The 24,546-nt window shown below is 68.1% G+C and carries 22 protein-coding genes and 1 tRNA gene; 12 read left to right on the top strand and 11 right to left on the bottom strand.

The window, feature by feature from the left end:
• Positions 1 to 47: 47 nt before the first annotated feature.
• Positions 48 to 836, bottom strand: a complete 789-nt coding sequence (locus tag ACQCSX_RS17140; protein ID WP_427016440.1) for an isocitrate lyase/PEP mutase family protein — start codon at positions 834 to 836, stop codon at positions 48 to 50.
• A gap of 93 nt (positions 837 to 929) precedes the next feature.
• On the bottom strand, positions 930 to 2,249 hold the full coding sequence (locus ACQCSX_RS17135) for a (R)-mandelonitrile lyase (protein ID WP_427016439.1): 1,320 nt from the start codon (positions 2,247 to 2,249) through the stop codon (positions 930 to 932).
• A gap of 162 nt (positions 2,250 to 2,411) precedes the next feature.
• Here ACQCSX_RS17135 and ACQCSX_RS17130 point away from each other — a divergent pair, with 162 nt between their 5' ends.
• From ACQCSX_RS17130 to ACQCSX_RS17115, 4 genes are all read left to right on the top strand, one after another.
• The gene (locus ACQCSX_RS17130; protein ID WP_427016438.1) at positions 2,412 to 3,443 is read left to right on the top strand and encodes a zinc-dependent alcohol dehydrogenase family protein; all 1,032 of its coding nucleotides are present in this window, start codon (positions 2,412 to 2,414) and stop codon (positions 3,441 to 3,443) included.
• A gap of 62 nt (positions 3,444 to 3,505) precedes the next feature.
• Positions 3,506 to 4,996 carry an MFS transporter gene (locus ACQCSX_RS17125; protein ID WP_427016437.1) on the top strand — a complete coding sequence of 497 codons (1,491 nt, stop codon included), beginning with the start codon at positions 3,506 to 3,508 and terminating at the stop codon, positions 4,994 to 4,996.
• 80 nt (positions 4,997 to 5,076) lie between these two features.
• A complete protein-coding gene (locus ACQCSX_RS17120) occupies positions 5,077 to 5,871 on the top strand; it encodes an SGNH/GDSL hydrolase family protein (protein ID WP_427016436.1) in 795 nt (264 codons plus the stop codon).
• 305 nt (positions 5,872 to 6,176) lie between these two features.
• Positions 6,177 to 6,407 (top strand): hypothetical protein, encoded by a 231-nt coding sequence (locus tag ACQCSX_RS17115; protein ID WP_427016435.1) that lies wholly within the window; start codon positions 6,177 to 6,179, stop codon positions 6,405 to 6,407.
• A gap of 95 nt (positions 6,408 to 6,502) precedes the next feature.
• On the opposite strand, the gene ACQCSX_RS17110 is transcribed toward ACQCSX_RS17115, so the two are convergent.
• Together ACQCSX_RS17110 and ACQCSX_RS17105 are read right to left on the bottom strand one after the other, a co-directional pair.
• Complete coding sequence (locus tag ACQCSX_RS17110; protein WP_427016434.1) at positions 6,503 to 8,083, bottom strand: NCS1 family nucleobase:cation symporter-1; 1,581 nt, start codon at positions 8,081 to 8,083, stop codon at positions 6,503 to 6,505.
• Positions 8,084 to 8,225: 142 nt separating this feature from the next.
• Positions 8,226 to 9,053 (bottom strand): helix-turn-helix transcriptional regulator, encoded by an 828-nt coding sequence (locus ACQCSX_RS17105; RefSeq protein ID WP_427016433.1) that lies wholly within the window; start codon positions 9,051 to 9,053, stop codon positions 8,226 to 8,228.
• A gap of 78 nt (positions 9,054 to 9,131) precedes the next feature.
• On the opposite strand from ACQCSX_RS17105, the gene ilvD reads away from it, so the two are divergent.
• Positions 9,132 to 11,000 carry a dihydroxy-acid dehydratase gene (ilvD, locus tag ACQCSX_RS17100; protein ID WP_427016432.1) on the top strand — a complete coding sequence of 623 codons (1,869 nt, stop codon included), beginning with the start codon at positions 9,132 to 9,134 and terminating at the stop codon, positions 10,998 to 11,000.
• Between the two features lie 308 nt (positions 11,001 to 11,308).
• Here ilvD and ACQCSX_RS17095 read toward each other — a convergent pair.
• Positions 11,309 to 11,385, bottom strand: a tRNA-Thr gene (locus tag ACQCSX_RS17095).
• 144 nt (positions 11,386 to 11,529) lie between these two features.
• Positions 11,530 to 12,414, bottom strand: a complete 885-nt coding sequence (locus tag ACQCSX_RS17090; protein ID WP_427016431.1) for a DsbA family protein — start codon at positions 12,412 to 12,414, stop codon at positions 11,530 to 11,532.
• A 195-nt stretch (positions 12,415 to 12,609) separates the two neighbouring features.
• Between ACQCSX_RS17090 and ACQCSX_RS17085 the strand changes: the two genes are divergently transcribed.
• The 7 genes from ACQCSX_RS17085 (at position 12,610) to ACQCSX_RS17055 (ending at position 20,646) form a co-directional block, all read left to right on the top strand.
• The gene (locus tag ACQCSX_RS17085) at positions 12,610 to 14,082 is read left to right on the top strand and encodes an alpha,alpha-trehalose-phosphate synthase (UDP-forming) (protein ID WP_427019088.1); all 1,473 of its coding nucleotides are present in this window, start codon (positions 12,610 to 12,612) and stop codon (positions 14,080 to 14,082) included.
• Complete coding sequence (otsB, locus tag ACQCSX_RS17080; RefSeq protein WP_427016430.1) at positions 14,079 to 14,861, top strand: trehalose-phosphatase; 783 nt, start codon at positions 14,079 to 14,081, stop codon at positions 14,859 to 14,861. Before ACQCSX_RS17085 ends, otsB begins: the two co-directional genes overlap by 4 nt.
• A 117-nt stretch (positions 14,862 to 14,978) precedes the next feature.
• Entirely contained in the window at positions 14,979 to 16,199 is a 1,221-nt protein-coding gene (locus tag ACQCSX_RS17075) for an amidohydrolase (RefSeq protein ID WP_427016429.1), read from the top strand.
• A 102-nt stretch (positions 16,200 to 16,301) separates the two neighbouring features.
• Positions 16,302 to 16,985, top strand: coding sequence for a GntR family transcriptional regulator (locus ACQCSX_RS17070; RefSeq protein ID WP_427016428.1), 684 nt, complete (start codon positions 16,302 to 16,304; stop codon positions 16,983 to 16,985).
• 168 nt (positions 16,986 to 17,153) lie between these two features.
• Positions 17,154 to 18,233: an ABC transporter ATP-binding protein gene (locus tag ACQCSX_RS17065; protein ID WP_427016427.1), complete on the top strand. Its 1,080-nt coding sequence runs from the start codon at positions 17,154 to 17,156 to the stop codon at positions 18,231 to 18,233.
• 92 nt (positions 18,234 to 18,325) lie between these two features.
• Complete coding sequence (locus ACQCSX_RS17060) at positions 18,326 to 19,699, top strand: DUF4032 domain-containing protein (RefSeq protein WP_427016426.1); 1,374 nt, start codon at positions 18,326 to 18,328, stop codon at positions 19,697 to 19,699.
• Between the two features lie 103 nt (positions 19,700 to 19,802).
• Positions 19,803 to 20,646 (top strand): IS5 family transposase gene (locus tag ACQCSX_RS17055; RefSeq protein ID WP_427018933.1). Its coding sequence is split into 2 segments (ribosomal slippage): positions 19,803 to 20,108 and positions 20,110 to 20,646, totalling 843 coding nucleotides; the frame shifts between segments, so codons are not numbered across the junction.
• Between the two features lie 190 nt (positions 20,647 to 20,836).
• Here the strand turns inward: ACQCSX_RS17055 and ACQCSX_RS17050 are convergent.
• From ACQCSX_RS17050 to ACQCSX_RS17030, 5 genes are all read right to left on the bottom strand, one after another.
• Positions 20,837 to 21,397: a hypothetical protein gene (locus ACQCSX_RS17050; RefSeq protein ID WP_427016425.1), complete on the bottom strand. Its 561-nt coding sequence runs from the start codon at positions 21,395 to 21,397 to the stop codon at positions 20,837 to 20,839.
• Between the two features lie 90 nt (positions 21,398 to 21,487).
• Entirely contained in the window at positions 21,488 to 22,879 is a 1,392-nt protein-coding gene (locus ACQCSX_RS17045) for an FAD-binding oxidoreductase (RefSeq protein WP_427016424.1), read from the bottom strand.
• A gap of 291 nt (positions 22,880 to 23,170) precedes the next feature.
• Positions 23,171 to 23,491: a hypothetical protein gene (locus tag ACQCSX_RS17040; RefSeq protein ID WP_427016423.1), complete on the bottom strand. Its 321-nt coding sequence runs from the start codon at positions 23,489 to 23,491 to the stop codon at positions 23,171 to 23,173.
• On the bottom strand, positions 23,488 to 23,670 hold the full coding sequence (locus ACQCSX_RS17035) for a hypothetical protein (RefSeq protein ID WP_427016422.1): 183 nt from the start codon (positions 23,668 to 23,670) through the stop codon (positions 23,488 to 23,490). Before ACQCSX_RS17035 ends, ACQCSX_RS17040 begins: the two co-directional genes overlap by 4 nt.
• A 9-nt stretch (positions 23,671 to 23,679) precedes the next feature.
• On the bottom strand, positions 23,680 to 24,402 hold the full coding sequence (locus ACQCSX_RS17030) for an alpha-amylase family glycosyl hydrolase (RefSeq protein ID WP_427016421.1): 723 nt from the start codon (positions 24,400 to 24,402) through the stop codon (positions 23,680 to 23,682).
• Between the last annotated feature and the right edge of the window lie 144 nt (positions 24,403 to 24,546).

Raw genomic sequence — 24,546 nt, 5'->3', positions numbered from 1 at the left:
CTTAAGTTAAGTGGTGCCACTCCCCTGCGGCGCAGGTGTTGCGGGTGTCAGTTGAGGGCCCGGGTCCCCGCCGGCAGGGCGCCGTCGTTCAAGAGAACCAGGGCCGCGTCCGCCAGGGCGGTCAGCGCCACACGCTGGGTCCAGGGCCCGTAGGAGATCCGGGCAACGCCGAGCTCCTGCAGCCTGGACGGGGCCAGGGAACCAGGGACGTTGATGACGCTGACCTTCTGACGGCCGATGCCCTCGACCAGGGCGGCCACCGTCGGCTCGTCCAGCTTTCCCGGCACGAAAACGCAGGCCGCCCCGGCATCCAGGAATGCCCGCCCGCGTTCGATGGCGTCGGCCAGGACGTCCTTGGGGTCCCGGTCCGCTCCCTTGCGGAACGCATCGGTGCGGGCGTTGAGGAAAAAGTCGATCCCCTCGGCCGCTCCGGCCCTGACGGCGTCGCCCATCTGCGCCACCGCGTCGGCCAGCGGGCGCATCTGGTCCTCGATGTTGGCCCCGACAATGCCGACCCCGATGGCACGCCGGACGGTCTCACCGGGGTTGCCGTAGCCGGCCTCCAGATCCGCACTGACGGGCAGGTCGGTGGCGGCGGCGATGCGGCCGACCGCCTCGATCATGAGTTCGACGGGTATGTTCTCCCCGTCCGGATAACCAAGGGACGCAGAGATTGAGTGCGACGCCGTGGCCAGGGCCGTGGTGCCCGGCAGATCGGCGATGACCCGGGCCGTGGCCACATCCCAGACGTTGATGAGCTGGAGGACGTCCGGGGACTGGTGCAGGCGCAGGAATTCGGCGGCTTTGGCTGCAAGGGCAGTGCTTTGATCGGTCATGGCGCCAGCCTAGCCCGGGGGCCCAGCCGGCAACACCCTTCCACCCCAGGGATGCGGGGATGGCGCCGTCCGGCCGGGCCCGGCCCAACGGATCTACGGCTGGGGCGTTCCGTATTCGCCGTCGCTCACGTGCTCGCCCCATTCGGTCTCGGGGCCGTCCTGCCCGTCGGCGAGGGACTCCCACATCGCCAGGTGCGACATGAAATGCTCGGGTGCGGCGCCGTGCCAGTGCCATTCGCCCGGCGGCGTGTAGACCGTGTCGCCGGGGCGCATTTCGACGACGGCGCCTCCGCGGGCCTGGACCAGCCCCTGGCCGTCGGTCACATGGAGGGTCTGGCCGTTTGCATGGCGGTGCCACGCCGTGCGGGCACCGGGGGCAAACCTGACGATGTTCACGCGCAGCCTCGAGGGCGCAACGCCGGCGGCGATGACGTCGAAGTGGACATCGCCGGTGAACATTCCGCCCGGGCCCTTGGTGGAGGGGGTCTTGGGGATGAGGTGCATTTCTATTCCTTCTGTGAAGCGGCGGCCGATGCGGCGCTCGCCGGGTGTTCGTTGGGTTGGTCTTGGGTGCTCGCCCAGCTGGCCAGGAGCTTCAAGGCATCGGGCACTTGGCGCCCCCGCTGCTGCCGTGTAGACGAGGAGTGTGAGGCCTGGATCGGAGGGGAACTCCATGGCCTCGAAGTTGAGTTCGAGGTCGCCGACGATCGGGTGGTGGAGCCGCTTGAAGCCGGTGCGGTGGAAGCGCACATTGTGCGCGGCCCAGCGTTGCCGGAAATCCTCGCTGCGGGTGGACAGTTCGCCGATGAGGTCGGTGAGGGCCTTGTCGTACGGGTTCTTTCCCGCTTCCGACCGGAGCATCGCGGCGATGTCGTCGGAGGCACGGTCCCAGTCGGGAAAGAACGTCTTGGCGGCCGGGTCGAGGTAGACGAAACGGGCGGTGTTCGGTGGTTGGTGCGGGTCGGCGAGCATGGGCGCGTACAGCGCACGGGCCATCCGGTTCGCGGCCAGCAGGTCGTGCCGTGCATTGCGGAGCCAGGCGGGGGCGTCCGGGATCGCCTCAAGCATCTGCAGGATCGGCTGGCGCACCTGCTTGGGTGCCGCCGGCCGCCGCCGTGCCGGCGGCACCGCGACGGATTTGCGGGCCAGGTCGAACAGGTGGTCATGCTCGGCGTCGTCCAATTGCAGCGCCCGGGCGAGGGCCTCGAGCACACTGTCCGACACGCCCGCCAGATTGCCCCGTTCCATCCGCACGTAGTAGTCGATGCTGACGCCGGGGAGGAGGCAGACCTCTTCGCGGCGCAGCCCTTTCACCCGGCGGTTCCCGCCATAGGCCGGCAGGCCGGCCTGCTCGGGGGTGATCGTGGCACGGCGAGTGGTCAGGAACTCGCGGATCTCATTTCGGTGGTCCATGCGGTCAACGGTACGCCGGGCCGCGCAGCGGAGGGAGGCCCTGCCATTACCTGTACCAGCGGCCACTCCCACCCGCGGCGCAGCCCACCTTCAATGGAAGGACCGGCCCGGGCGCAGACCCCCGGCGCCGGGATCGACTTCCCACATTGAGGACTAAACACCATGCGAGCAACCTATATGTACGGAGCCGGCGACGTTCGGATCGTGACCGTCCCGGATCCGGTGCTGCAACACCCCTCCGATGCCATCGTGCGCGTCGTGAATGCGTGCATCTGCGGCAGCGACCTGCACCCGTACCACCAGCTGCCGGCCAGCGCCGAGGGGACCTCGATGGGCCACGAGTTCATCGGCGTCGTCGAGGAGGTGGGTTCGGCTGTCGCCACCCTGGCCAAGGGCGACTTCGTCATCGCCCCGTTCGCCTGGTCCGACGGAACCTGCGAGTTCTGCCGCGAGGGGCTGCAGACCTCGTGCCTGCACGGCGGCTTCTGGAACGGGATCGGCGGCGGCCAGGCCGAGGCCGTGCGTGTGCCGCTGGCCGACGGCACCCTTGTCAAGGTCCCGGGAGGTGAGGATCCGGCTCTGCTGCCGTCCCTGCTGACGCTCTCGGATGTGCTGGGCACCGGCTACCACGCCGCCAAGAGCGCGGGCGTGAATCCGCGGACCACCGTCACGGTGGTCGGTGACGGCGCTGTGGGGCTGATGGCCGTCCTGTCGGCCAAACGGCTCGGCGCCGAACGCATCATCCTCATGGGCCGCCACCGGGACCGCACCGACCTCGGAGTCGAGTTTGGCGCCACCGACGTCGTCGCCGAGCGCGGCGCCGAAGGCATCGCGAAGGTCCGCGAACTGACCGGCGGTCATGGCACCCACACGGTGCTTGAGGCCGTCGGGTTCCGGGAGGCCTACCAGCAGGCGGTCGGCGTCGTGCGCCCGGGAGGAGTGATCAGCCGCGTCGGCGTGCCCCAGTACGAGGAAGCCCCCATCGGGTTCGGCAGCCTCTTCGGGCCCAACATCACCCTCACCGGCGGCCCCGCGCCCGTGCGCGCCTACATCGACGAGCTGATGTCCGACGTGCTCGACGGCACCATCGAGCCCGGCAAGGTCTTCGACCGCACCATCGGCCTCGACGAGGTGCCCGACGGCTACCGCGCCATGGACAGCCGCGAGGCGCTCAAGGTCCTCGTCCGGCCCTAAGGCAGTACGACGGCGGGCGGCGGAGTTCCGCCGCCGCAATCCACCCCAACCCAAGGAGACGCGTGCCACGCACTTCCGCCGCCGCCCCCGCCAAGACCGGCGCCATCCTGGCGATCATCCTCGCCAGCTACTTCATGATCCTGCTCGACAACTCGATCATTTTCACGGGGCTGCCGAGCATCCAGTCGGCCATGGACTTGTCGGCAACCGGCCTGGCCTGGGTGCAGGACGCGTACACGCTCGTCTTCGGCGGCTTGCTGCTCCTCGGGGCCCGCGCCGGCGACCTACTCGGCCGCCGCCGCGTCTTTCTCGCGGGGCTTGCCATCTTTGCCACTGCCTCGCTGCTGATCGGTCTGGCCCCGGACGGCGGGTGGCTGATCGGCGCCCGTGCGCTGCAAGGCGTCGGTGCAGCCATCGTTGCCCCCTCGTCGTTGTCCCTGCTGACTGCGAGCTTCCCGCCGGGCCGCGAGCGCACGCGGGCCGTAGCCTGGTACGGGGCCACCGCCGGCATCGGGGCCAGCCTCGGACTGGTCCTCGGCGGCGCCCTCGCCCACTGGATCTCCTGGTGCGCCGGATTCTTTCTCAACGTGCCCATCGGCATCGCCATGATCGTCCTGGCGCCCCGGTACCTGCCCGAGTCCCTGCGCGCCGTGGGACGGTTCGACGTCGTCGGCGCCATCACCGCAACACTGGGCATGGGTGCCGTCGTCTTCGGGATCATCAGCTCGGCCGACGCCGGCTGGGGTTCGCCGGCGACCATCGCCGCCATTGCCGCCGGCGCCGTGCTGCTCACGCTCTTTGTGCTCAACGAGCGGCGGGCCACGCATCCGATCATGCCGCTGCGGCTTTTCACAAGTGGCGAACGCACCGGCGCCTACACCGCCCGCATGCTCTATATGGGTGCCATGATCGGGTTCTTCTACTTCACCACACAGTTCCTCCAGGAAGTCCTCGGATACAACCCGCTCCAGGCCGGCATGGCCTTCTTCCCGATGACAGTGGTCAATTTCGCCGTCGCCATGGCCATTCCGCGGCTGACGGCACGGTTTGGGAACGCGGCGCTGCTCGCCATCGGCGTCGCCGTGACGCTTGCCGGCATGGTGTGGCTGAGCCGGATCGACGCCGGCAGCCTCTACCTGACCGCCGTTGCACTGCCCATGGTGCTGCTCGGCATCGGCCAGGGCCTCGCCTTCGCACCCCTCACCTCGGCCGGCATCGCCGGCGCCACCGCCCGGGACGCCGGGGCCGCCTCCGGGCTGGTCAACACCGCCCACCAGCTCGGCAGCAGCCTCGGCCTCGGCATCCTCGTCACCGCCGCGGGTGCAACGGCAACCGGGGGCAGCACCACACAGGTTGCCGTCGCCGGCCACGTCGGCAACGCCCTGACCGCCGGCAGTGTCCTGCTCGCTCTGTGCCTGGCCGTCTCGCTCGCCCTGATCGTGCCCGCCGAGACCGCTGCCCGGCGCGCGGGGAAGGAATCCGCCAAAACCGTTCAGACCAAAGACGACGCCGCCCTTGGCAAAAGTGGCAGTGTAGGGGTTGGGGGCCAATAGGAGGCGGAAGTGCCGTGATCATCCGTGGTGCAGGGCCGGAGAACACTTCGCGCGGGCCCGAAGCCGCAGCGGCTGCCCCCTTGGCCAACCAGCACCCATGGCACCGCTACGTCGCGCTCGGGGACTCCCTCACCGAGGGGCTGGGCGATCCAGATCCCGGAAGCGTGGGCGGGCACCGGGGCTGGGCGGACCGCACCGCGGAGGAACTCGGCGCCAGGCAGAATGGTTTCTCCTATGCCAACCTGGCCGTTCGCGGCCTGCTGCTGGAACAGGTAATCGACTGCCAGCTTGCCCCGGCCATGGCCTTGAAGCCGGATCTGGTGTCCTTCCAGGCCGGCGGCAACGACATCATCCATCCCGGCAGCGACCCGGACAAGATGGCGGCAATGCTTGACCCGGCCATCGCAGTGTTGGCGTCGGGCGGAGCAACAGTGGTCCTCTTCGTTGGGCCCGATTCCGGACGGTCAACTGTCCTGGGGCGGTTCCGGGCCAAGATTGCCATCTTCAACGAGAACCTGCGCACCATTGCGGCACAGCACGATGCCGTGGTGGCCGACATGTGGGCCCTGTCCCGGTTGGCCGATCCGCAAATGTGGGACGAAGACCGGCTGCACCTGTCCGCGCTGGGGCACCACACCGTTGCCGTCATGGTCCTGGACGCATTGAACGTGGACCATTCCCTGCAGCCGCTTTTCCCCCTTCCCCTTCCTCCGCAAGGCTGGCGCCAGGCCAGGACGGAGGACCTGGCCTGGACCCGCGACTACCTGGTGCCATGGGTCCTCCGCGGAATCGCCCGCCACCCCATCAGCGGCGGCGTGGCGCCCAAGAGGCCGGACCCGGGGCCAATTTTCGGGTCCGAGATGGGGCCGCGCTAGCCGTCTTCGCCGTTGGCCCATCGGAGTGACCTTCGCCACTTTCCGCCGGTGCAGGCAACAAAAGTGCTGGCACAGCTTGCCTCCGGGCCGCCGATCGCACAGACTGGGGGTGGATCCGCGAGACGTACAACGCTCCCGATCCAGCCCGCCGGACACCACGGCCGGCCGCCGCCCCATCACAGCATGCCGGGCACCCCACCGAACCACAGCTTCCTCCCCAGCCCTGCATGCCCCTTCCCGGCACCCGTTGTCCATCCCCATTCCGACGCCGGCACCTCCGGCAGACCACCCCAATGGAGACCACGATGATCAAGCACCATTCCGACCTCGTCCTGGAAATCACCGCCCACGATCCGGACACCATCGAAAACGACCTGAACACCGCCGAGGCCATCGCCCGCGCACGTGCCATGCAGGACCGCCGGCACGGCATCCTGGTCACCCGGCACGACTGCACCAGCTACACCGTCGCCGTCAGCCGCGACGTCCCCTACGGAGAGACGCACGAACGGCGCGACAAACCAGACCCCGCATAGCCGGCTGGCGCCATCGATGCGGGCGCACATCCGGACGCAGCGGCGGCCGCACCACACCGGTGCGGCCGCCGTCGTGCGCGGTAGCGGGCATGCGCTCAGCCGTCGGCCTCCGCAATGGCACGCTTGATCACCGGATCGTTGCGGGTGATCACGAAGTAGATGATTCCGGCAATGACCACACCGACAAACCAGGAGTACGGGCCCAGGCCGCCGCCACCGGGCAGGATGTTCTGGAGGCCCGGAGTCAGGGCCACGATGCCGGCAATGATTGCGGCCGGGATAAACGCCGCCAACGCCTTCGGGTTCCAGCCGCGCGTGTAGACATACAGGCCCTGGGGGTCCTCATGGTACAGATCGGAAATCTTGATCCGCTGGTGGCGGACCCGGAAAAAGTCGGTGAACAGGACGCCGAACAGCGGGCCGAGCAACGCGCCCAGACCGCCCAGGAAATAGGTGATCACCACGGGGCTGTTGAACAGGTTCCACGGCAGAATCACGATGGCCAGCACTGCGCTGATCAACCCGCCCCGGCGGAACGAAATCAGCCGCGGAGCCAGGTTGGCAAGGTCGTAGGACGCCGAGACGAAGTTTGCCACCACGTTGATGCCGATGGTGGCAACAACGAAGGTCACCGCTCCAATGATCGTTATCCACGGGTTGTTGATCGCCTTGATGATCGTCACCGGATCCGTGATGACCTTGAACATGTCCTCGCCCTGGTACTGGTCATCGGTAAAGTACGACGCCGCACCCGCCGTCACCACCACGGTGACCAGTGCGAAGGCAATGAAGTTCACCGGCAGGCCCCAAAAGTTCCCCACCAGGATGGTCCTCCGGTTCGGGGCGAACCTGGAAAAGTCGCAGAAGTTGAGCAGCAGCGCGGCGAAGTACGTCACGGTCAGGGCCGTGGCGGCAAGGAACTGGCTCAGGACCGCGGGGCCCTGCAACGGTTCGACGCCGGGGATCGCCAGGCTGAACCTGCTGCCGGCCTGGGACACGATATAGATGGCCAAGGCCAGCATCGCAACCCAAATCGCCGGTCCGGCCCAGTCCTGGAACCGGCGCACGGTTTCCATCCCACGGCGGATCACCAGCAGCTGCACCGCCCAGAGCACCAGGAACGCCAGCCAGCCGATCGGGGTCAACCCGAGGATGTCCACCGTGCCGCGGGCATTCAGGTACGCGAGCTCCGGCCAGATCGAGAACACCAGCACCAGGACCGCCTGCGAGGCCAGCCAGGTCTGGATGCCGTACCAGGCAATGGCGATCAAGGCCCGGATCAAAGCGGCAAGGTTTGCACCAAACAGCCCGAAGGAGATCCTCGCCAGCACCGGATACGGGACACCTGTCTTTTGCCCCGCCGTACCGGCGAAATTCATCAGGAAATAGACAATGAAAATTCCCAGCACCAAGGCCAGGAAAACCTGCCAGCCCACCAAGCCCGTGATGAACAGGCCGGCAGCAAAGGTATAGCCGGCAATGCTGTGGACATCGCACATCCACAGGGCAAACAGGCTCCGGACATTCCACTTGCGCTCCCGCGCCGGGGCAAGGTCTTCATTCCAGAGCCGGTCGCTGACAACGCGCCCCTCCGAGTGGATCCTTCGAATTTCGGGATGATGGCCATGTTCAGTCAGGTCTGGAGTTCCGCGTGGTCCTTCAACCGGGCCGCTCATAATCCCTCCGAAAACTAAATTCCAAATAGTGGAATGTGCATTTTATGAAGTGGGAAAATTGATATGACATGCGTCACATACGCACATAATACTCCGGTTCATTCAACATGGCCGGGCCGGGAAGATCACGCCGAAGCGGCGCCTAATCAGCCACCAGCGCCAGCATCCGCGCACCGGTTGGCGTGCCCGGCACCGGGGCGTACATCACCAGGTGCAGTTCCGGCGCGTCCGAGGGCACCAGGCGGTGCTGCTCAAAGACCAGCTCACCGACGACGGGATGCAGGAACACCCGTTGTCGGGAGGCAAACCGCTCCACCCCGCGGTCGGCCCAGAGCTGGGCGAACTCCGGGCTGGCCTCACCCAACCGGTTGATCAGCGCGGCGTGGGCGGCCGATCCGAGCCGGGCCCCTGCCTCGGCCCGGAACTCGGCAACAAAGTGCCGTGAGGTTTCTTCCCAGTCGGGCAGCATTTCGCGCAGGTGCGGGTCCGTAAAGATCAACCACAGCAGGTTCCTGTCGGCCGGGTCCACGGAAGCGATCCGTGAATACAGGCCGGCGTAGGCGCGGTTCCAGCCGGCGATCCCCCAGTCCGGGGCCACGGCGAAGGCCGGGAAGTCGAGGGAGTCAAGCAGGCGCTGAAGGTGCGCGGGGGCCTGCTCGATGATGGCGACCTCCGCGGCCGGAACGGGAGCATAGCCGCCCATCGCCAGCAGGTACGACCTCTCGGCGCCGGTCAGGCCAAGCACCCGCGAGATGGCCTCGAGCACCTGCCGGGAGGCATTGATCTCCCGGCCCTGTTCGAGCCAGGTGTACCAGGTGACGCTGACCGCGGAAAAGGAAGCCACCTCTTCACGGCGCAGGCCCAGGGTTCGGTTGCGTCCGATGGGCCCCAACCCCAGCTCCGCGCGGACAAGGCTCCCGCGCCTGTCCCGCAGGAACTGCCCCAGCTCCCGCCTGCGCTCATCACTCATTCGACTAAATCTAGCACTGCCACTACTAGTATCAGGAGCGTCTTCCACCCCCGGCGCTTGGGCTGGTTGACTGGTGCCATGCCTCCTCTTCGTTCACGCACAGTCACCCACGGCCGCAACATGGTCGGCGCACGCGCCCTGCTCCGCGCCGCCGGCGTCAAGGGTTCCGACTTCGGAAAGCCGATCATCGCCGTCGCCAACAGCTTCACCGAATTCGTCCCCGGGCATACCCACCTCCAGCCGGTCGGGCGCATCGTCTCCGACGCCATCATCGAGGCCGGCGGCATCCCGCGCGAGTTCAACACGATCGCCGTCGACGACGGCATTGCCATGGGCCACGGCGGCATGCTCTACTCGCTGCCCTCGCGCGACCTGATCGCCGACTCGGTCGAGTACATGGTCAACGCCCACTGCGCCGATGCGCTGATCTGCATCTCCAATTGCGACAAGATCACCCCCGGCATGATGATGGCCGCCATGCGCCTGAACATCCCCACCGTCTTCGTCAGCGGCGGACCAATGGAGGGCGGCACCGCCGTCCTGGTCGATGGCACGGTGCGCAAGCGCCTGAACCTGATCTCCGCCATTGCCGACGCCGTCAATGATTCTGTCTCCGACGAGGACCTGCTCCGCATCGAGGAGGCGTCGTGCCCCACCTGCGGTTCCTGTTCGGGCATGTTTACCGCGAACTCGATGAACTGCCTGACCGAGGCGTTGGGCCTCTCCCTGCCCGGCAACGGCACCACGCTGGCCACCCACACCGCCCGCCGCGACCTCTACCAGGATGCCGGCAAGGCGATTGTCGACATCACCAACGCCCACTACTTCGGCGACGACGACTCCGTCCTTCCGCGGGCGATCGCCGGCCGGGCGGCGTTTGAGAACGCGATGACGATGGACATTGCCATGGGAGGGTCCTCGAACACCATCCTGCACCTGCTCGCAGCAGCCCAGGAAGCCGAGCTTGACTTCACCCTGGAGGACATCGATGAGATCTCCCGCCGCACCCCCTGCCTGACCAAGGTTGCCCCTAACGGCGACTACCTGGTGGAGGACGTGCACCGCGCCGGCGGCATCCCCGCCATCCTGGGCGAGCTGGACCGCGGCGGCCGGCTCAACCACGACGTCCGCTCCGTGCACAGCGAAGACCTGCGCTCCTGGCTGGACGACTGGGACATCCGCGGAGGCAAGGCGACGGACACCGCCGTCGAGCTGTTCCATGCCGCCCCCGGCTGCGTGCGCTCCGCCGAGGCATTCTCCCAGTCCGAGCGCTGGGACACCCTGGACTTGGACGCACAGAACGGCTGCATCCACTCCATGGAACACGCGCACTCGGTTGAGGGCGGCCTGGCCGTGCTCCGCGGCAACATCTCGGTCGACGGCTGCGTGGTGAAGACCGCCGGCGTGGACGAATCGATCTTCCAGTTCTCCGGCCCGGCCGTGGTCTTCGAATCGCAGGACGATGCGGTCGAGGCCATCCTGAGCAAGCAGATCGTCGCCGGCGACGTCGTCGTGATTCGCTACGAAGGACCGCGCGGCGGCCCGGGCATGCAGGAAATGCTGTACCCGACGTCGTTCCTGAAGGGTCTCGGGCTGGGGGCGAAGTGCGCCCTCATCACCGACGGCCGGTTCTCCGGCGGCACGTCCGGGCTGTCGATCGGCCATGTCTCCCCGGAGGCTGCCGCGGGCGGAAACATCGCGCTCGTCGAGAACGGGGACACGATTTCCATCGACATTCCCGCCCGCTCCATCACCGTGGAGGTGTCCGACGACGAGCTTGGCCGCCGCCGCGCACTGCTGGAGGCGACCACCGGCTACCGGCCCCGCAACCGCGAGCGCGCCGTCTCCCCCGCACTGCGTGCGTACGCGGCCTTCGCTCTGTCGGCAGACAAGGGAGCGGTGCGCCACGTGCCGCTGGAGCCCCTGCCGGTTGCCACCCTGGTCTAGCCTGCCGCAGCCCCTGCCTTTGACCCACCAAAAGCCGCCCGAACCTCTGGCTCGCATCCAGAGGTTCGGGCGGCTTTTCCGCATCGGTCGCACTCGCCCGTTGCATTGCCATGGCGGTGTATTCCAAGCACAGATGCTCGGAGGCCGTTGCGGCAACGAAGCTTCATTCGAATCCAGTCACAATTCCCTAGAGAATCGGCCGGATTCCAAGGGAATCCACACCTGATCAGTTTCGTCAAGAAGAATGGCAGTCTTGCAACGCAAAGGCCCCGATCCCTTGCTATTGCTGGGAACCGGGGCCTTTCGGGTGGAGCCCCCTGCCGGATTCGAACCGGCGACCCCCTGTTTACAAGACAGGTGCTCTGGCCAACTGAGCTAAGGAGGCGTGCACCGCGTGCCATGCGGCCCCCAGGCCACAGACACGCACTTTCGGCGCTAGACAAGGGTAGCTCAGGCATGCACCGATCACGAAAACAGGCCGGGCCCGCAGCGAATGCTGCGGGCCCGGCCTGTGGTGCAAAGGGACGATCTACTTCTTGGCGTCCACGATGGCAGTGGCGAAGGCGCCGAAGTCGCCGGTGCTCCACTGCTGGCCGTCCACAAACACGGTGGGCGTGCCGTTGACGCCGTGGGCGGTGGCGCTGGCGGTGGTGTACGCAACGAACGGGCGGTAGGTCTTGGCGTCCACGCAACCGCTGATGTCCGCCCCGGCGTCGGAGGCGATCTTCTTCAGCTGGTCGTTGGTCAGGCCGGGGCCGTTCTCGGCGGGCTGCTGGGCAAAGGCGCCATGCAGGAAGGCCGAGTACTTCTCGGGCACGGAGTTGGCCACGCAGGCGGCCGCGGCGGCGGCGCGGGAGGAGTAGTTGGTGGTGGAGTACTGGTCCAGCAGGCCGGTGGAACGGTACTCCACGGTGGCCTTGCCGGCGTCCTGCCAGGTCTTCAGCTGGGCGCCGAAGCTGTCCTCGAAGGCCTTGCAGTGCGGGCAGAGCAGGTCGATGTAGGCCACGATCTGCACGGGCTTGCCGTCGCCAGAGTTGGCAATGCCAATGGCGGACAGGTCGGTGGCCGCGGTGGGCGCAGCGGTCGGGGCCGGCGGCAGGGTGCCCTTGTCCACAGTGCCCGCGGCGGCTGCCGGAGGAACCACGGCGTTGTCCTTGCCCAGGACCACGCCGCCGTAGGCGTTGGCGTTGGCCGGGACCGGACCGGCGGCCGGGATGGGCTCGGCGTTCTTCTGCGCCTGGACGATGAAGAGGGCGGCGATGACTACTACGGCCACGGCGGCAAGCAGTACGCCGCCACGGATCAGCCAGCTGTTGCGCTTCTCCTTTTTGGCCTGCGCCTCGCGGATTACGCGGGCCTGTTCGCGGGCCTTGGCTGTGCGTTCGGCTTTGGACAGCCGTGAGTCGTCGTTCATTGGCTCGTTGTTCCTCGTCGTAGTAGGCGCGGCATCTGGACCGCGCGGCGGCATCGGGTTCAGTCTAGGTGAGAAACCTTGAAGCAACCTTGTGGCCGCACCACATGCCTGCACGCCCGCGGGGGAACGGTTACGCTGGGACAAAGGATCCATCAGTGGTGGGAGTCACGCTTGTCCAGTCCCCTTACGCGGCCGATCCAGATCGTCCGCCCCAATGTGGACCGCCCGCTCGCCGCGCGCGGCCCCTACGACTTTGTCGTGGTCTCCAACCGCCTGCCCGTGGACCGGGTCACCGACGACGACGGCGTCCAGGGCTGGCGGCGTTCCCCCGGCGGGCTGGTCACGGCACTGGCCCCGGTGATGGAGGGGCACGACGGCGCCTGGGTGGGCTGGCACGGCGCTCCCGGCGAGACGCTGGAACCCTTCGACAACCAGAACATGCATCTGGTCCCCGTCCCGTTGTCGGAGGAAGAAGTTGAGCTGTACTACGAGGGCTTTGCCAACAGCACCCTCTGGCCGCTCTACCATGACGTCATTGCCCCGCCCGAGTTCCACCGCACGTGGTGGGACGCCTACCACCAGGTCAACCTGCGCTTTGGCGAGGCCGTGGCCGCCGTCGCCGCGGAGGGCGCCACCGTGTGGGTCCAGGACTACCAGCTGCAGCTGGTCCCCCAGTACCTGCGCGAGCTCCGGCCGGACCTGGTGATTGGCTTCTTCAACCACATCCCGTTCCCCTCCCCCGAGATCTTTGCCCAGATGCCCTGGCGCCAGTCGATCCTGGAGGGGCTCCTGGGCGCTGACCTGATCGGCTTCCAGCGCCCCAGCGACACCGCCAATTTCCTGCGCTGCACCCGCCGCTTCCTGGGCGCCACGGTCAAGGCCCGGCATGTAAACCTGGAAACCGCCAGCGGCGGCGCGCGCCGTAGCTCCCGGGCCGAGCCGTTCCCCATCTCCATCGATGTCGGCCGCATCCAGGAGCTGGCGGTCCGCCCGGACGTCATTGCCCGCGCCAAGCAGATCCGCGAAGACCTGGGCAACCCGAAGACCATCCTGCTGGGCGTGGACCGGCTGGACTACACCAAGGGCATCACGCACCGGCTCAAGGCCTACGGCGAGCTGCTGCACGACGGCTCCCTGAAGGTGGAGGACGCCGCACTGATCCAGGTGGCCAGCCCCAGCCGCGAGCGCGTGGAAAGCTACCGGCTGCTGCGCGAGGAGGTGGACGGCATGGTGGGCCGGATCAACGGCCAGTTCGACACCATGCAGAACACCGCCATCCGCTACCTGCACCACAGCTACCCGGTGGAGGAGATGGTGGCGCTGTACCTGGCCGCCGACGTCATGCTGGTCACCGCCCTGCGCGACGGCATGAACCTGGTGGCCAAGGAGTATGTGGCCTCCCGCGTGGACAGCACGGGCGCCCTGGTGCTCAGCGAATTCACCGGTGCCGCGGACCAGCTCAAGGCCGCCCTGCAGGTGAATCCGCACGACATCGACGGGCTCAAGGAGACCATCGTGAAGGCCGTCAACCTCAGCCGGTCCGAGTCCGGCCGGCGGATGCGCTCCATGCGCCGGCAGGTGCTGGACCACGATGTCCAGCGCTGGTCCAGGGACTTCCTGGCCACGCTGGCCCAGAGCGCGGCCAAGGGTGGGGCGCACCTGCCGTGACAGCGGACCGGGAGCTACCCGCCGGGCTGCACAGCGCCGTCGTGCGCCTTGCCGCTGCAGAGCACCTGCTGGTGGCCTTGGACTTTGACGGCACCATGTCACCGCTGGTGCCGCGGCCCCAGGACGCCCGACCGCTGCCGGAGTCGGCCTCGGCATTGGCCGCACTGGCCGCACTGCCGGGCACGACGACGGCGCTGATCTCCGGGCGGGCCTTGGCCAGCCTGCGCCTGGTCGCCGGCCCGACGACGGACACACTGCTGGTGGGCAGCCACGGTGCGGAGGTCTGGCTGGGGCCCGGTGCCGAGCCCTTGGCGCTGGACGCGGCCCAGGCGGCGGCGTTGCACCAAACGGTCCAGATCATGGAGGCGGTGGCTGCCGCGCACCCAGGCACCACCGTCGAATACAAGCCGGCCGGCGCCGTCCTGCACACCCGGCAGACGGACGAGTCCACCGGTGACGCCGCCGTTGCCGCCGCGCGGGGCCTGCTGGCCGCACTGCCCGGGGTCTTCCTCTCCGACGGCAAGCGCGTGCTGGAGGCCGCCGTGGTCCATGCCGACAAGGGCCAGGGGCTGGCGCTGCTTAAGGAGGCGGCCGGCGCCACGGCCGTGTTCTTTGCCGGCGACGACGTCACCGACGAACATGCCTTTGCCGCCCTGGGGCCCGCCGACGTCGGCGTCAAGGTCGGCCCCGGAGACACGGCGGCGGGCTTCCGCATTCCCTCCCCCGCCGGACTGCCCCCGGTACTGGAGCTGCTCCTGGACGAACGCAGCCACCGCTAGCCGAAGACGAGTTCTGGTATACCAAAATAGAGAAAATGCGCACAATGTTGGCAATTTAGCGTTAGTATTGCCATATTTGGGATACAAAATACTCCTTCAGCGGCGAAAGGCCCATTCATGGCATCCACGATTCTCCGGCAGGTGCGCCCGTGGGGCGGCCAGTCCAGCGACGTCACCCTGGCCGACGGCCGCATCGCCGCCGTCGCCCCGCACGACCCGGCCACCGTGGCCGACGCCTCGGCCACGGTGGTCCAGGGGCGGGATCGGCTGCTGCTGCCCTCCTTCTCCGACGTGCACGTGCACCTCGACTCCACCCGCCTGGGCCTGCCCTTCCGCGAACACACCGGCGCCCCGGGCGTCTGGGGCATGATGATGAACGACCGCAACAACTGGCGCAACGCCGAGGCCTCCATGGGCGAACGCACCGAGACCACCCTGCGCATGATGATCGAACGCGGCACCACCCGGGTCCGCGGCTTCGCCCAGGTGGACATGGACTGCGGATTGGAGCGTTTTGAGGCCGTGGCCGCCGCCCGGGAGACCCACAAGGACCGCGCCGAGGTCAAGATCATCGCCTTCCCGCAGGCCGGCCTGCTGCTGGAGGACGGCACCGCGGCCCTGATGGAGGAGGCGCTGAAGAACGGCGCCGACGTCATGGGCGGCATCGATCCCTGCACCCTGGACCGGGACCCCGTGCGCCATCTGGACGTCCTCTTTGGGCTGGCGGAGAAGTACCAGGTGCCCATCGACGTCCACCTGCACGAACCCGGCGAGCTGGGCCACTTCAGCGCCGAGCTCATTGCCGAGCGCACCAAGGCGTTGGGCATGCAGGGCAACGTCACCATCTCGCACGGCTACCCGCTCTGGGGTGTCAGCGAGGCGCACACCCGCCGGCTGATCGAGACCTGGGCCGAGCTGGACATTTCCACCGCGACAGTCGCGCCCGGGGGCCGCCACCAGCTGCCGCTGGCCGAGCTGGCCGCGGCCGGCGTCCGGGTGGGCCTGGGCGAGGACGGCCAGCGCGACTACTGGTCCCCGTACGGCAACGCGGACATGCTGGACCGCACCTGGCAGCTGGCCTTCGCCAACGGCTTCCGCGCGGACGAACTGCTCGAGCACGCCCTGGCCGTGGCCACCGTGGGCGGCGCCTCCATCCTGGACCCCGGCGCCACGCGCCTGGCCTCGACGGCGGACCGCCCGGGCACCGCCGTCGGCGACCCCGCCGAGCTGGTGCTGGTGGCGGCCGAATGCGTCAGCGCCGCGGTCATGGACCGCCCGGCCGACCGCACGGTGATCCACCAGGGCCGTGTGGTGGCGGACCAGCTCCGGCTGGTCTAGGCACCACCGCACCGGGCGGGGCCGCCATGCGGGCGGCCCCGCCCGTTCGCTTATGCTGGCAGTGGGCACGCGCCGACCGCCCGCAGTGGAGGAAACAGACCCATGGACCATCCGGACCCCGACGCCGGCCCGCAGCCGCACCGCTCGCTCGCCGACCAGACCTATCTGCGCATCAGCGACAAGATCATCCGCGGCGAGTATGCCGCGGGCCACCGGCTGCGTGAACGCGAGATCTCGGAGGACCTGGCGGTCTCCCGGATCCCGATCCGGGAGGCCCTGCCCCAGCTGGAAGCGGACGGGTTCATTGCCACCTTCCCCCGGCGCGGCGCCGTCGTGCGCGGTTTCACGCTCAAGGACGTGGAGGAACTGTTCGACGTCCGGCTGAATCTGGAGGTCTTTGCCGCGCGCAAGGCCGCCGAATCCGTCGCCGCCGGCGGCGCCTCCCCGCGGCTGGCCGAGCTGATGGACCGGACCAAAGCGGCCATGCTGGCCGACGACGTCCCGGCGATCGCTGCCGCCAACACCGCCTTCCATGCCGAGATCATCGCCATGAGCGACAACTCGCTGCTCGACACGGCCATGCGCCCGGTGCTGGGGCGGCTGCGGCGGCTGTTCGCGCTCACCAGCGACAGGGACCCCCAGGCCCAGTACACCGAGCATCTGGCCCTGTCCGCGGCCATCCGTGCGGGAAAACCGGACCTGGCCGCAGCGCTGGCCTATGCGCACATCGAGCTGGGCCGCGAGCCCTCGCTGGCCCAGCTGGCGGCGCGGATCCCCGCGTCGTAGGGCCATTCTGGCCGTCCAGCATGTGGACGGCCGGAGCAAATGTGACGAAGCGCACCCCGCGGTATGCCATACTTCTAACTGTTGGCCTCACCGCCAACCACAACTGAATACTCACCATTCACAACGGATCGTTCGGCACGTACCTGCCGATGAAGGGATTGATCAACTGTGGCTACAGTTACTTTTGACAACGCAACGCGTCTTTACCCGGGCACCGACAAGCCCGCTGTTGACAAGCTCAACATTGAAATCGCCGATGGCGAATTCCTCGTCCTCGTTGGCCCCTCCGGCTGTGGCAAGTCCACCTCCCTGCGCATGCTCGCAGGCCTGGAAGACGTCAACGCCGGCCGCATCCTCATTGGCGACCGCGACGTCACCGACGTTCCGCCGAAGGACCGCGACATCGCAATGGTCTTCCAGAACTACGCGCTGTACCCGCACATGTCCGTCGCCGACAACATGGGCTTCGCCCTGAAGATCGCCGGCGTTTCCAAGGAAGAGCGCGCCACCCGCGTCCGGGAAGCCGCAAAGCTGCTGGACCTGGAAGCGTACCTGGACCGCAAGCCCAAGGCCCTCTCCGGTGGCCAGCGCCAGCGCGTTGCCATGGGCCGCGCCATCGTGCGCAACCCGCAGGTCTTCCTCATGGATGAGCCGCTCTCCAACCTCGATGCCAAGCTGCGCGTGCAGACCCGCACCCAGATCGCCTCGCTGACCCGCCGTCTGGGCGTCACCACCGTCTACGTGACCCACGACCAGGTCGAGGCCATGACCATGGGTGACCGCGTGGCAGTGCTGAAGGACGGCCTGCTGATGCAGGTTGACACCCCGCGCAACCTCTACGACACGCCCAAGAACGTCTTCGTGGCCGGCTTCATCGGCTCCCCCGCCATGAACCTGCTCGAGCTGCCCGTCGTCGACGGCGGCGTGAAGTTCGGCGGCGCCGTCTACCCCGTGCCGCGCGATGTCCTCGAAGCTGCCCACGGCTCCACCGTCACGCTGGGTGTCCGCCCGGAGGACCTGGAACTCGTTGGCGCCGGCGACGGCATGGCCGTTGAGGCCGACGTCGTTGAAGAGCTCGGTGCCGACGCTTACGTGTACGGCCACACCTCCATCGATGGCGCCGACCGCGACATCGTGGTCCGTGTCGACGGCCGCCGTCCCCCGCTCAAGGGCGACAAGATCTACGTCCGTCCGCAGGTTGGCCACGTCCACCTGTTCGACGCCACGTCCGGTCTGCGTCTGGGCTAGTCCCCACCGGATTGCGCGGGTGACTCCGCTGGTCACGCTTGCCGGGACCACACGAGTCACCCGCGCTTTCCCTTTTAAGAAAGAATGAGGCCATGACTGAACCCAGCGGCGCCCAGTGGACCGATGAACCCACGGATTTTGACCAGCACGGCAAGCTGCCCCGCGTGGGCACCACCACCGCTGCCCCGGCGTCGGTGCTCGGTTCACTGAACATCACCGCGGCCTCGGCCGATCCCGGGCTGCTGGACCTGCCCTGGCACATCCGGCTGGAGGACTGGCCGGCGGAGAACCTGGCGGCCCTGCCCCGCGGCATCTCCCGCCACGTGGTGCGCTTTGCCCACCTGGATGGCTCCGTGATCGCCATCAAGGAAACCTCCGAGCACGTGGCCCGCCACGAGTACCATATGCTGCGCAAACTGGCCCGGCTGGACGTGCCCTGCGTGGAGCCGGTCGCCGTCATCACCGGCCGCACCACCCCGACGGGCGCACCACTGGACCCGGTGCTGGTCACCCGTCACCTGAAGTTCTCGCTGCCCTACCGGGCCCTGTTCTCGCAGAAGCTGCGCCGCGACACCCTGACCCGCCTGATCGACGCGCAGGCCCTGCTGCTGGTCCGGCTGCACCTGATCGGTTTCTACTGGGGCGATGTCTCCCTGTCCAACACGCTCTTCCGCCGCGATGCCGGTGCCTTTGCGGCCTACCTGGTGGACGCCGAAACCGGCGAGCTTTACCCGGACCTCTCCACCGGCCAGCGCGAGTACGATCTGGAGATTGCCCGGGTCAACATCGCCGGGGAACTCATGGACCTGCTCGAGGGCGGCCTGATCGAGGAAAAGGTGGACCCCGTGGCCACCAGCGAGCTCATCATGGAGAGCTACCGCCGGCTCTGGAAAGAACTCACGGAGAAGGAATCCTTCGAACTCGGCGAACGGTGGCGCGTGGGCGCCCGCATCCGCCGGCTCAACGAGCTGGGCTTCGATGTGGAGGAATACGCCATCAAGACCACCCCGGACGGTTCCACCATCCAGCTCCAACCCAAGGTGGTCGACGCCGGCCACCACCAGCGCCGGCTGTTGCGCCTGACCGGCATCGATGCCCAGGAAAACCAGGCCCGCAGGCTGCTGAACGAGATGGATTCCTTCCGGGCGGACACCAACCCGGACCTGGACGAGGAGATCAGCGCCCACTCCTGGGTGAGCTCCATCTTCGAGCCGATCGTCCGCGCCATCCCGCGCGAGCTCGGCGGCAAGCTGGAACCGGCGGAGGTGGTCCACGAGGTGCTGGAGCACCGCTGGTACATGTCCCAGGCCCAGGACCGCAACACACCCTTGTCGGAGGCGCTGCAGAGCTACATCGACACCATCCTGCGCCACCGCCGGGACGAGGCCGCCATCATGCTCACGGCCGACACCGCCACCATGGCAATTCTAGAGGGCGGCGTCCTCACCGAATCCGAGGACGACTAGGGTGTGTCTCCTAATCAGTGGTTTTGCGGTTTGGCATGATTGATGGGTGCCTTCTCGCTATTCCGTGTTGTCCGATGCCCAGTGGGAGTCCATTGCCCCGTTGATGCCCGATTCGTCGGGGAAACCGGGCCGACCCTTCAACGACCACCGGCTGATGACCGAGGGCATCATCTACCGCTACCGGGCAGGGATCCCATGGCGTGATCTCCCTGCCTATTTCGGGTCGTGGAAGACCGTGTGGAAGCACCACCGCCGCAACGCCGCCAACGGGACCTGGGACAAGGTCCTGGCGGCGTTGCTGACCCGCGCGGACACGGCCGGGCTGATCAACTGGGAGGTCTCGATCGACTCCACGGTCAACCGTGCCCACCAGCACGGCACGAACCTGCCCCGCCACACAGGGGGACCTGTCGAATTACAGGAATCTGCTCGACGAGCCTGAGGACCATGCCATCGGCCGGTCCCGCGGCGGGCTGACCACCAAGATCCACGCCCTGGTGGATGGCAACATGCGTCCCCTGGTCCTGCTGCTGGGGCCGGGCCAGGGCGGGGACTCGCCGATGTTTGAGAACCTCATGGAGGCCCTGAAGGTAGAAAGGCCCGGTCCCGGCCGGGCCCGCACCCGCCCGGACCGGGCCATGGCCGACAAGGCCTATTCCTCCAAAGCAATCCGGGCGTACCTGCGCGGGCGGGGCATCGAGTGCGTTATCCCGGAAAAGGACGACCAGAAGGCCAACCGGAAACGCAAGGGCTCCGCCGGGGGACGCCCCGTCAGATACGACAGGGACGCCTACAAACGGCGCAATGTGGTCGAGCGCAGCTTCAACACCCTCAAGCAATGGCGGTCCCTGGCCACCCGCTACGACAAACTGGCCCTCACCTACCGCTCAGCGGCCGTCCTGCACGCCGTCGTCATCTGGAGCGCCGCATTGGGAGACACACCCTAGCAGCCCCGCGAGACCTCGCTGGTCGAGCGGAGCCGAGACCCCGCACCGCCATGGAACTCGAACCATGACACCCAACTGCACCCGTGACGCCCAACCCCCTCCGGGACGGCACCACTCCGGTGTCCTGGACGGGGTGGACCGTCGCGGCGCGCTGGGTGCGGCTGGGAGCCGGGACCGCCGCGCGCGAGGCCTAGTGGCGGCCCGCGCTCTCCTTGTTCAGGGCATACACCGTGTACATGCCGCCGCCAATGACAGCGGCCGAAAGCAGCACCAGCAGCCAGGTCATGACCCCGCCGCTGGTGGAGGCAGTCTGGACATCGGTGAGGCTCGTCGAACCCCCGGACGGCTTGTCGGTGGCGGCGTCGCTGACCGTTGCCTTGGGGCTCGCCGTATAGGTGGGCCAGGCCGATTCGCTGGGGCTGTCCGAGGTGGTGGGCTCGTCCGTGGCAGTCTCTTCCGCGGCCGGGGTGGGTTCATCCGGCACCACTGTGGCGGTTGGCTGCGGTGCAGGCACCGTCGCCGGAGCCGGGGCCGGCTCCACCGGCTCCAGGCTCGGCTGGGGCGCAGCGGTGGTGGGTGCCGCGGGAGCGGTGGTTTCTGCAGGCTGAGTCACCACGGCGGGGGCGGTGGCGGAGGGCTTGTCATCGGCATGGGCCGCACTGGACACCGACAGGGCGCCAACCGATCCCAAAAGGACAAGGGCCAGGGCCGAGAGCCCCGTCGCGGCGGCAGAACGAATGCGCGAATTCAATGCAAAACTCCGAGTATTTGGCGGGCTCCACCACGGGGGCGGAATTTTCCTCCCCGTGGCATCCTCCCGTGGCGTTGTGAATAATGCAAGTCAGGCCGGAGCGGAAATGGCCTTGCCCGGGTTGAGGACATGGGCCGGATCGAACAGGTCCTTGAGCCGGCGCTGGAGCTCCAACACCTCTTCGCGCTGTTCCAACGGCAGCCAGCGGAGCTTGTACTGGCCCACGCCGTGCTCGCCCGTAATGGTGCCACCGAGCTCCAACGCCTTTTCAATGGACTCGTCCAGGGCACGGTTGAGGGCGGCCACGGACCGGGCATCCTGGCTCTCCACATAGAACGTCGGGTGCAGGTTGCCGTCGCCGGCATGGGCGATGACGCGCACGCCCACACCGTGGCGCGCGGCCATTTCCTCCAGTGCGCTCACGTAGTGGACCAGCTGCGAGCGCGGCACGGCCACGTCCTCCCCCACCGTGATCTCCGAGTCCACATCCATGCCGCGGCTGTGCCGGCGCAGGTCCACCAGCCGCGCCGCCTCGTCGGAGTGCTCCTGGTTGACGCTGCCGCCGAGTGCGGTCAGCTCTGCCGTCGCGATCTCCACTTCCTGGGCGGCGGCCAGTCCGTCGAACTGGGCCAGGAGCAGCGCCGTGCCGCGGCTGGCCAAGTCCGAGCCGTTGCGAAAGTCCAGTTCCTGCAGGGACGGGCCATCCATCAGTTCCAGGATGCACGGCTGGACGCGGGCCTTGCCCAGAGCCAGCACGCCCCTGGCTGCGGCCTGGACGGTGGGGAAGAAGACGGCCAGGGTCCGGATGTCCATGGGCAGGTATTTCAGCCGCACGGTGATGCCCACCACGATGCCCAGTGTCCCCTCGGAGCCGACGAACAGGCTGGTGAGGTCGTAGCCGGCCACGCCCTTGAACGTGCGGTGCCCGGTGTGGATGAGCTGCCCGTCCGCCAGCACCACGTCCAGGGCCAGCACGGCGTCGCGGGTGACCCCATATTTGGCGCAGCGCAGACCGCCGGCGTTCGTGGCCACGTTGCCGCCGATGGTGGACGTCTTGTAGCTGGCCGGGTCCGGCGCGTACATCAGGCCGTGCTCGGCCACGGCGTCGTTCAGGTCGGCGTTGACGACGCCGGGCTCCACCCGGGCAATTTCGTCCTCGGCGTTGATCTCCAGGATGCGGTCCATCCGCTCCAGGCTCAGGATGATGCTGCCGGTGGTGGCATGCGCCCCGCCGGAGACCCCTGTGCCGGCACCGCGGGCGATCACGGGTACGCCGTGCGCTGCGGCGATGCGGACCACCGCCTGCACGTCCGCCACGGATCCGGCCCAGACCACCGCCAGGGGCTCGGCGTAGTCCGTCACGGGCCCCTGGTCGACGGCGTAGGCGGCGCGCACACCGGCGTCGACGCTCAGCTGCTCCGGTGCCAGCGCCGCCCCCAGGTCCTGCACAAATGCCGCGTTGGTGGTGTTGTGTGGCGCCACAGTAGGTCCAATCCCGTCGATCCTGGCGGCCGCGCAACTGCCCCGGCCGCTGGGTATCAGTCTAGGCAACAGCCGGTGCCCCACAGAAACCCTGGCGGGTTCACGGCGGGACGCCGGCCGTCATCCCGCGTGGTTTGGCGCCGGGCTGCCGGGAAGGCGCCAGATGTACGCACCGGGCCGGATCCCCCGAGCACACCCCCGCCGTCGGCCGCTGCCCACGACCACTCCCCCGTCGCGAAGAGCGGTGCCCCGGCGATGGCGGCCAGAGCGGCGCCGAAGAGCACCGCGGCGTCAAAGCGGATGCCCGAAAACGCACTCCTGGCGGCCACAACGTGCAGCGAGCCCGCCGCCGGCGGACGCGTCATGTTCGTGGGGCAGGGCCGCCAACTGCCCGTAGGCCGCGCGCAGGTCCGTGGCGATCCGTTCCGGGTCCTCCCACGGCATCGGCGTCCGGGAAAACTCCCCGTTGGTCCCCCGCAGGCCAAACTCGTCGCCGGCAAAGACCACGGGGATGCCCGGCAGCGTGAAGGCCGTGGCCGCACCCACGAGCTGGCCGCCGTGGAGCATCACGCTGGCGGCGCGGGCCGTGTCATGGGTGTTGAGCGCGTTCATATTCGACGAGCGGACGCGCCAGCTGAAGGCACCGGCCAGATCCTGTCCTGGTGCGTGGCCAGAAAGACCTCCGCCGGGATCCGGTTGGGACCATCCAGCGGCGGGCCGAAGAAGTCCACGCCGCGGGCATCGCCGGCGAGCCATTGCCACAGCGGCCGGGTGAAGTTGGAGTACGTCATGGCCCCCTGCTAGCCGGAACCGTCGGCGTCGGGGCCGGCGTCGCTGGTGGGCTCCCCCAGCAGCAGGGCGTCGGGATTGACCGCCACCACGCGGTCCCGGATCAACGTGGCCACCTCATGGTTCACGTCCTGCGCGCCCAGGCGCCCCGCCATGTTGCCCACGTCGAGCCGCCAGCCGTCCAGGTTGAAGGGTGGTTTGAGCCAATGTGCCACCACCGAGTCCTCGCCCGTGGTATAGGCTTCGCACAGTCCGGCCGAGGCCCAGTTGAATTTGGGCAGCGAGGGCACGCCCCGCCATGACTCGTAGCTGCTGTAGTCCGGGCTGAAGTGGTAGTAGCCAGCCTCGGGCGCCGCGGGATCGGTGAGCGCGCGCTGGAACCATTCATGGCTGCTGACGGAATGGTTGGCCGTGAGGTCACCCCCCACCTTCATGCCGCGGGCGTGGGCGGCCGCCACCAGGTCGATCAGGGCCGCATCGCCGCCCAGCAGCGGATCCACGCCTTCGAAGGTGGCGGCGTCGTAGCGGTGGTTGGACCCGGCGGGGAAGAACGGGGTCAGGTAGACGATGGCGCAGTGTGCACATCGGCGTCCGCGGACTGGGCAAACCTGTCGGGGACGATCTGGTACATCACCGACCGGTGCACCCAGTCCGGTTCCGCGGCGAGTGCACTCAGCCTGAAGTCCGCGTAGTCGGAGACATCGCGGTTGTGCAGGCCGGCGTTGTTCAGCCACCAGTATTCGCACCGGCCGCACTCCGAGGCCGCTTCGAAGAGGAAACGGTATTTGGCCACGGGGTTGGCCACCAGCATGGCGGCCTCCCACCACGTCCAACCGTCGGCCTCGCCCAAACGGGCCGCCTCGTCGTAGCGAGGCTCG

It is taken from the genome of Pseudarthrobacter sp. P1 (assembly GCF_050156935.1).
Lineage (GTDB): Bacteria > Actinomycetota > Actinomycetes > Actinomycetales > Micrococcaceae > Specibacter.
The sequence above is the reverse complement of the archived record's forward strand: the minus strand, read 5'-3'. Positions and strand labels throughout refer to the sequence as shown.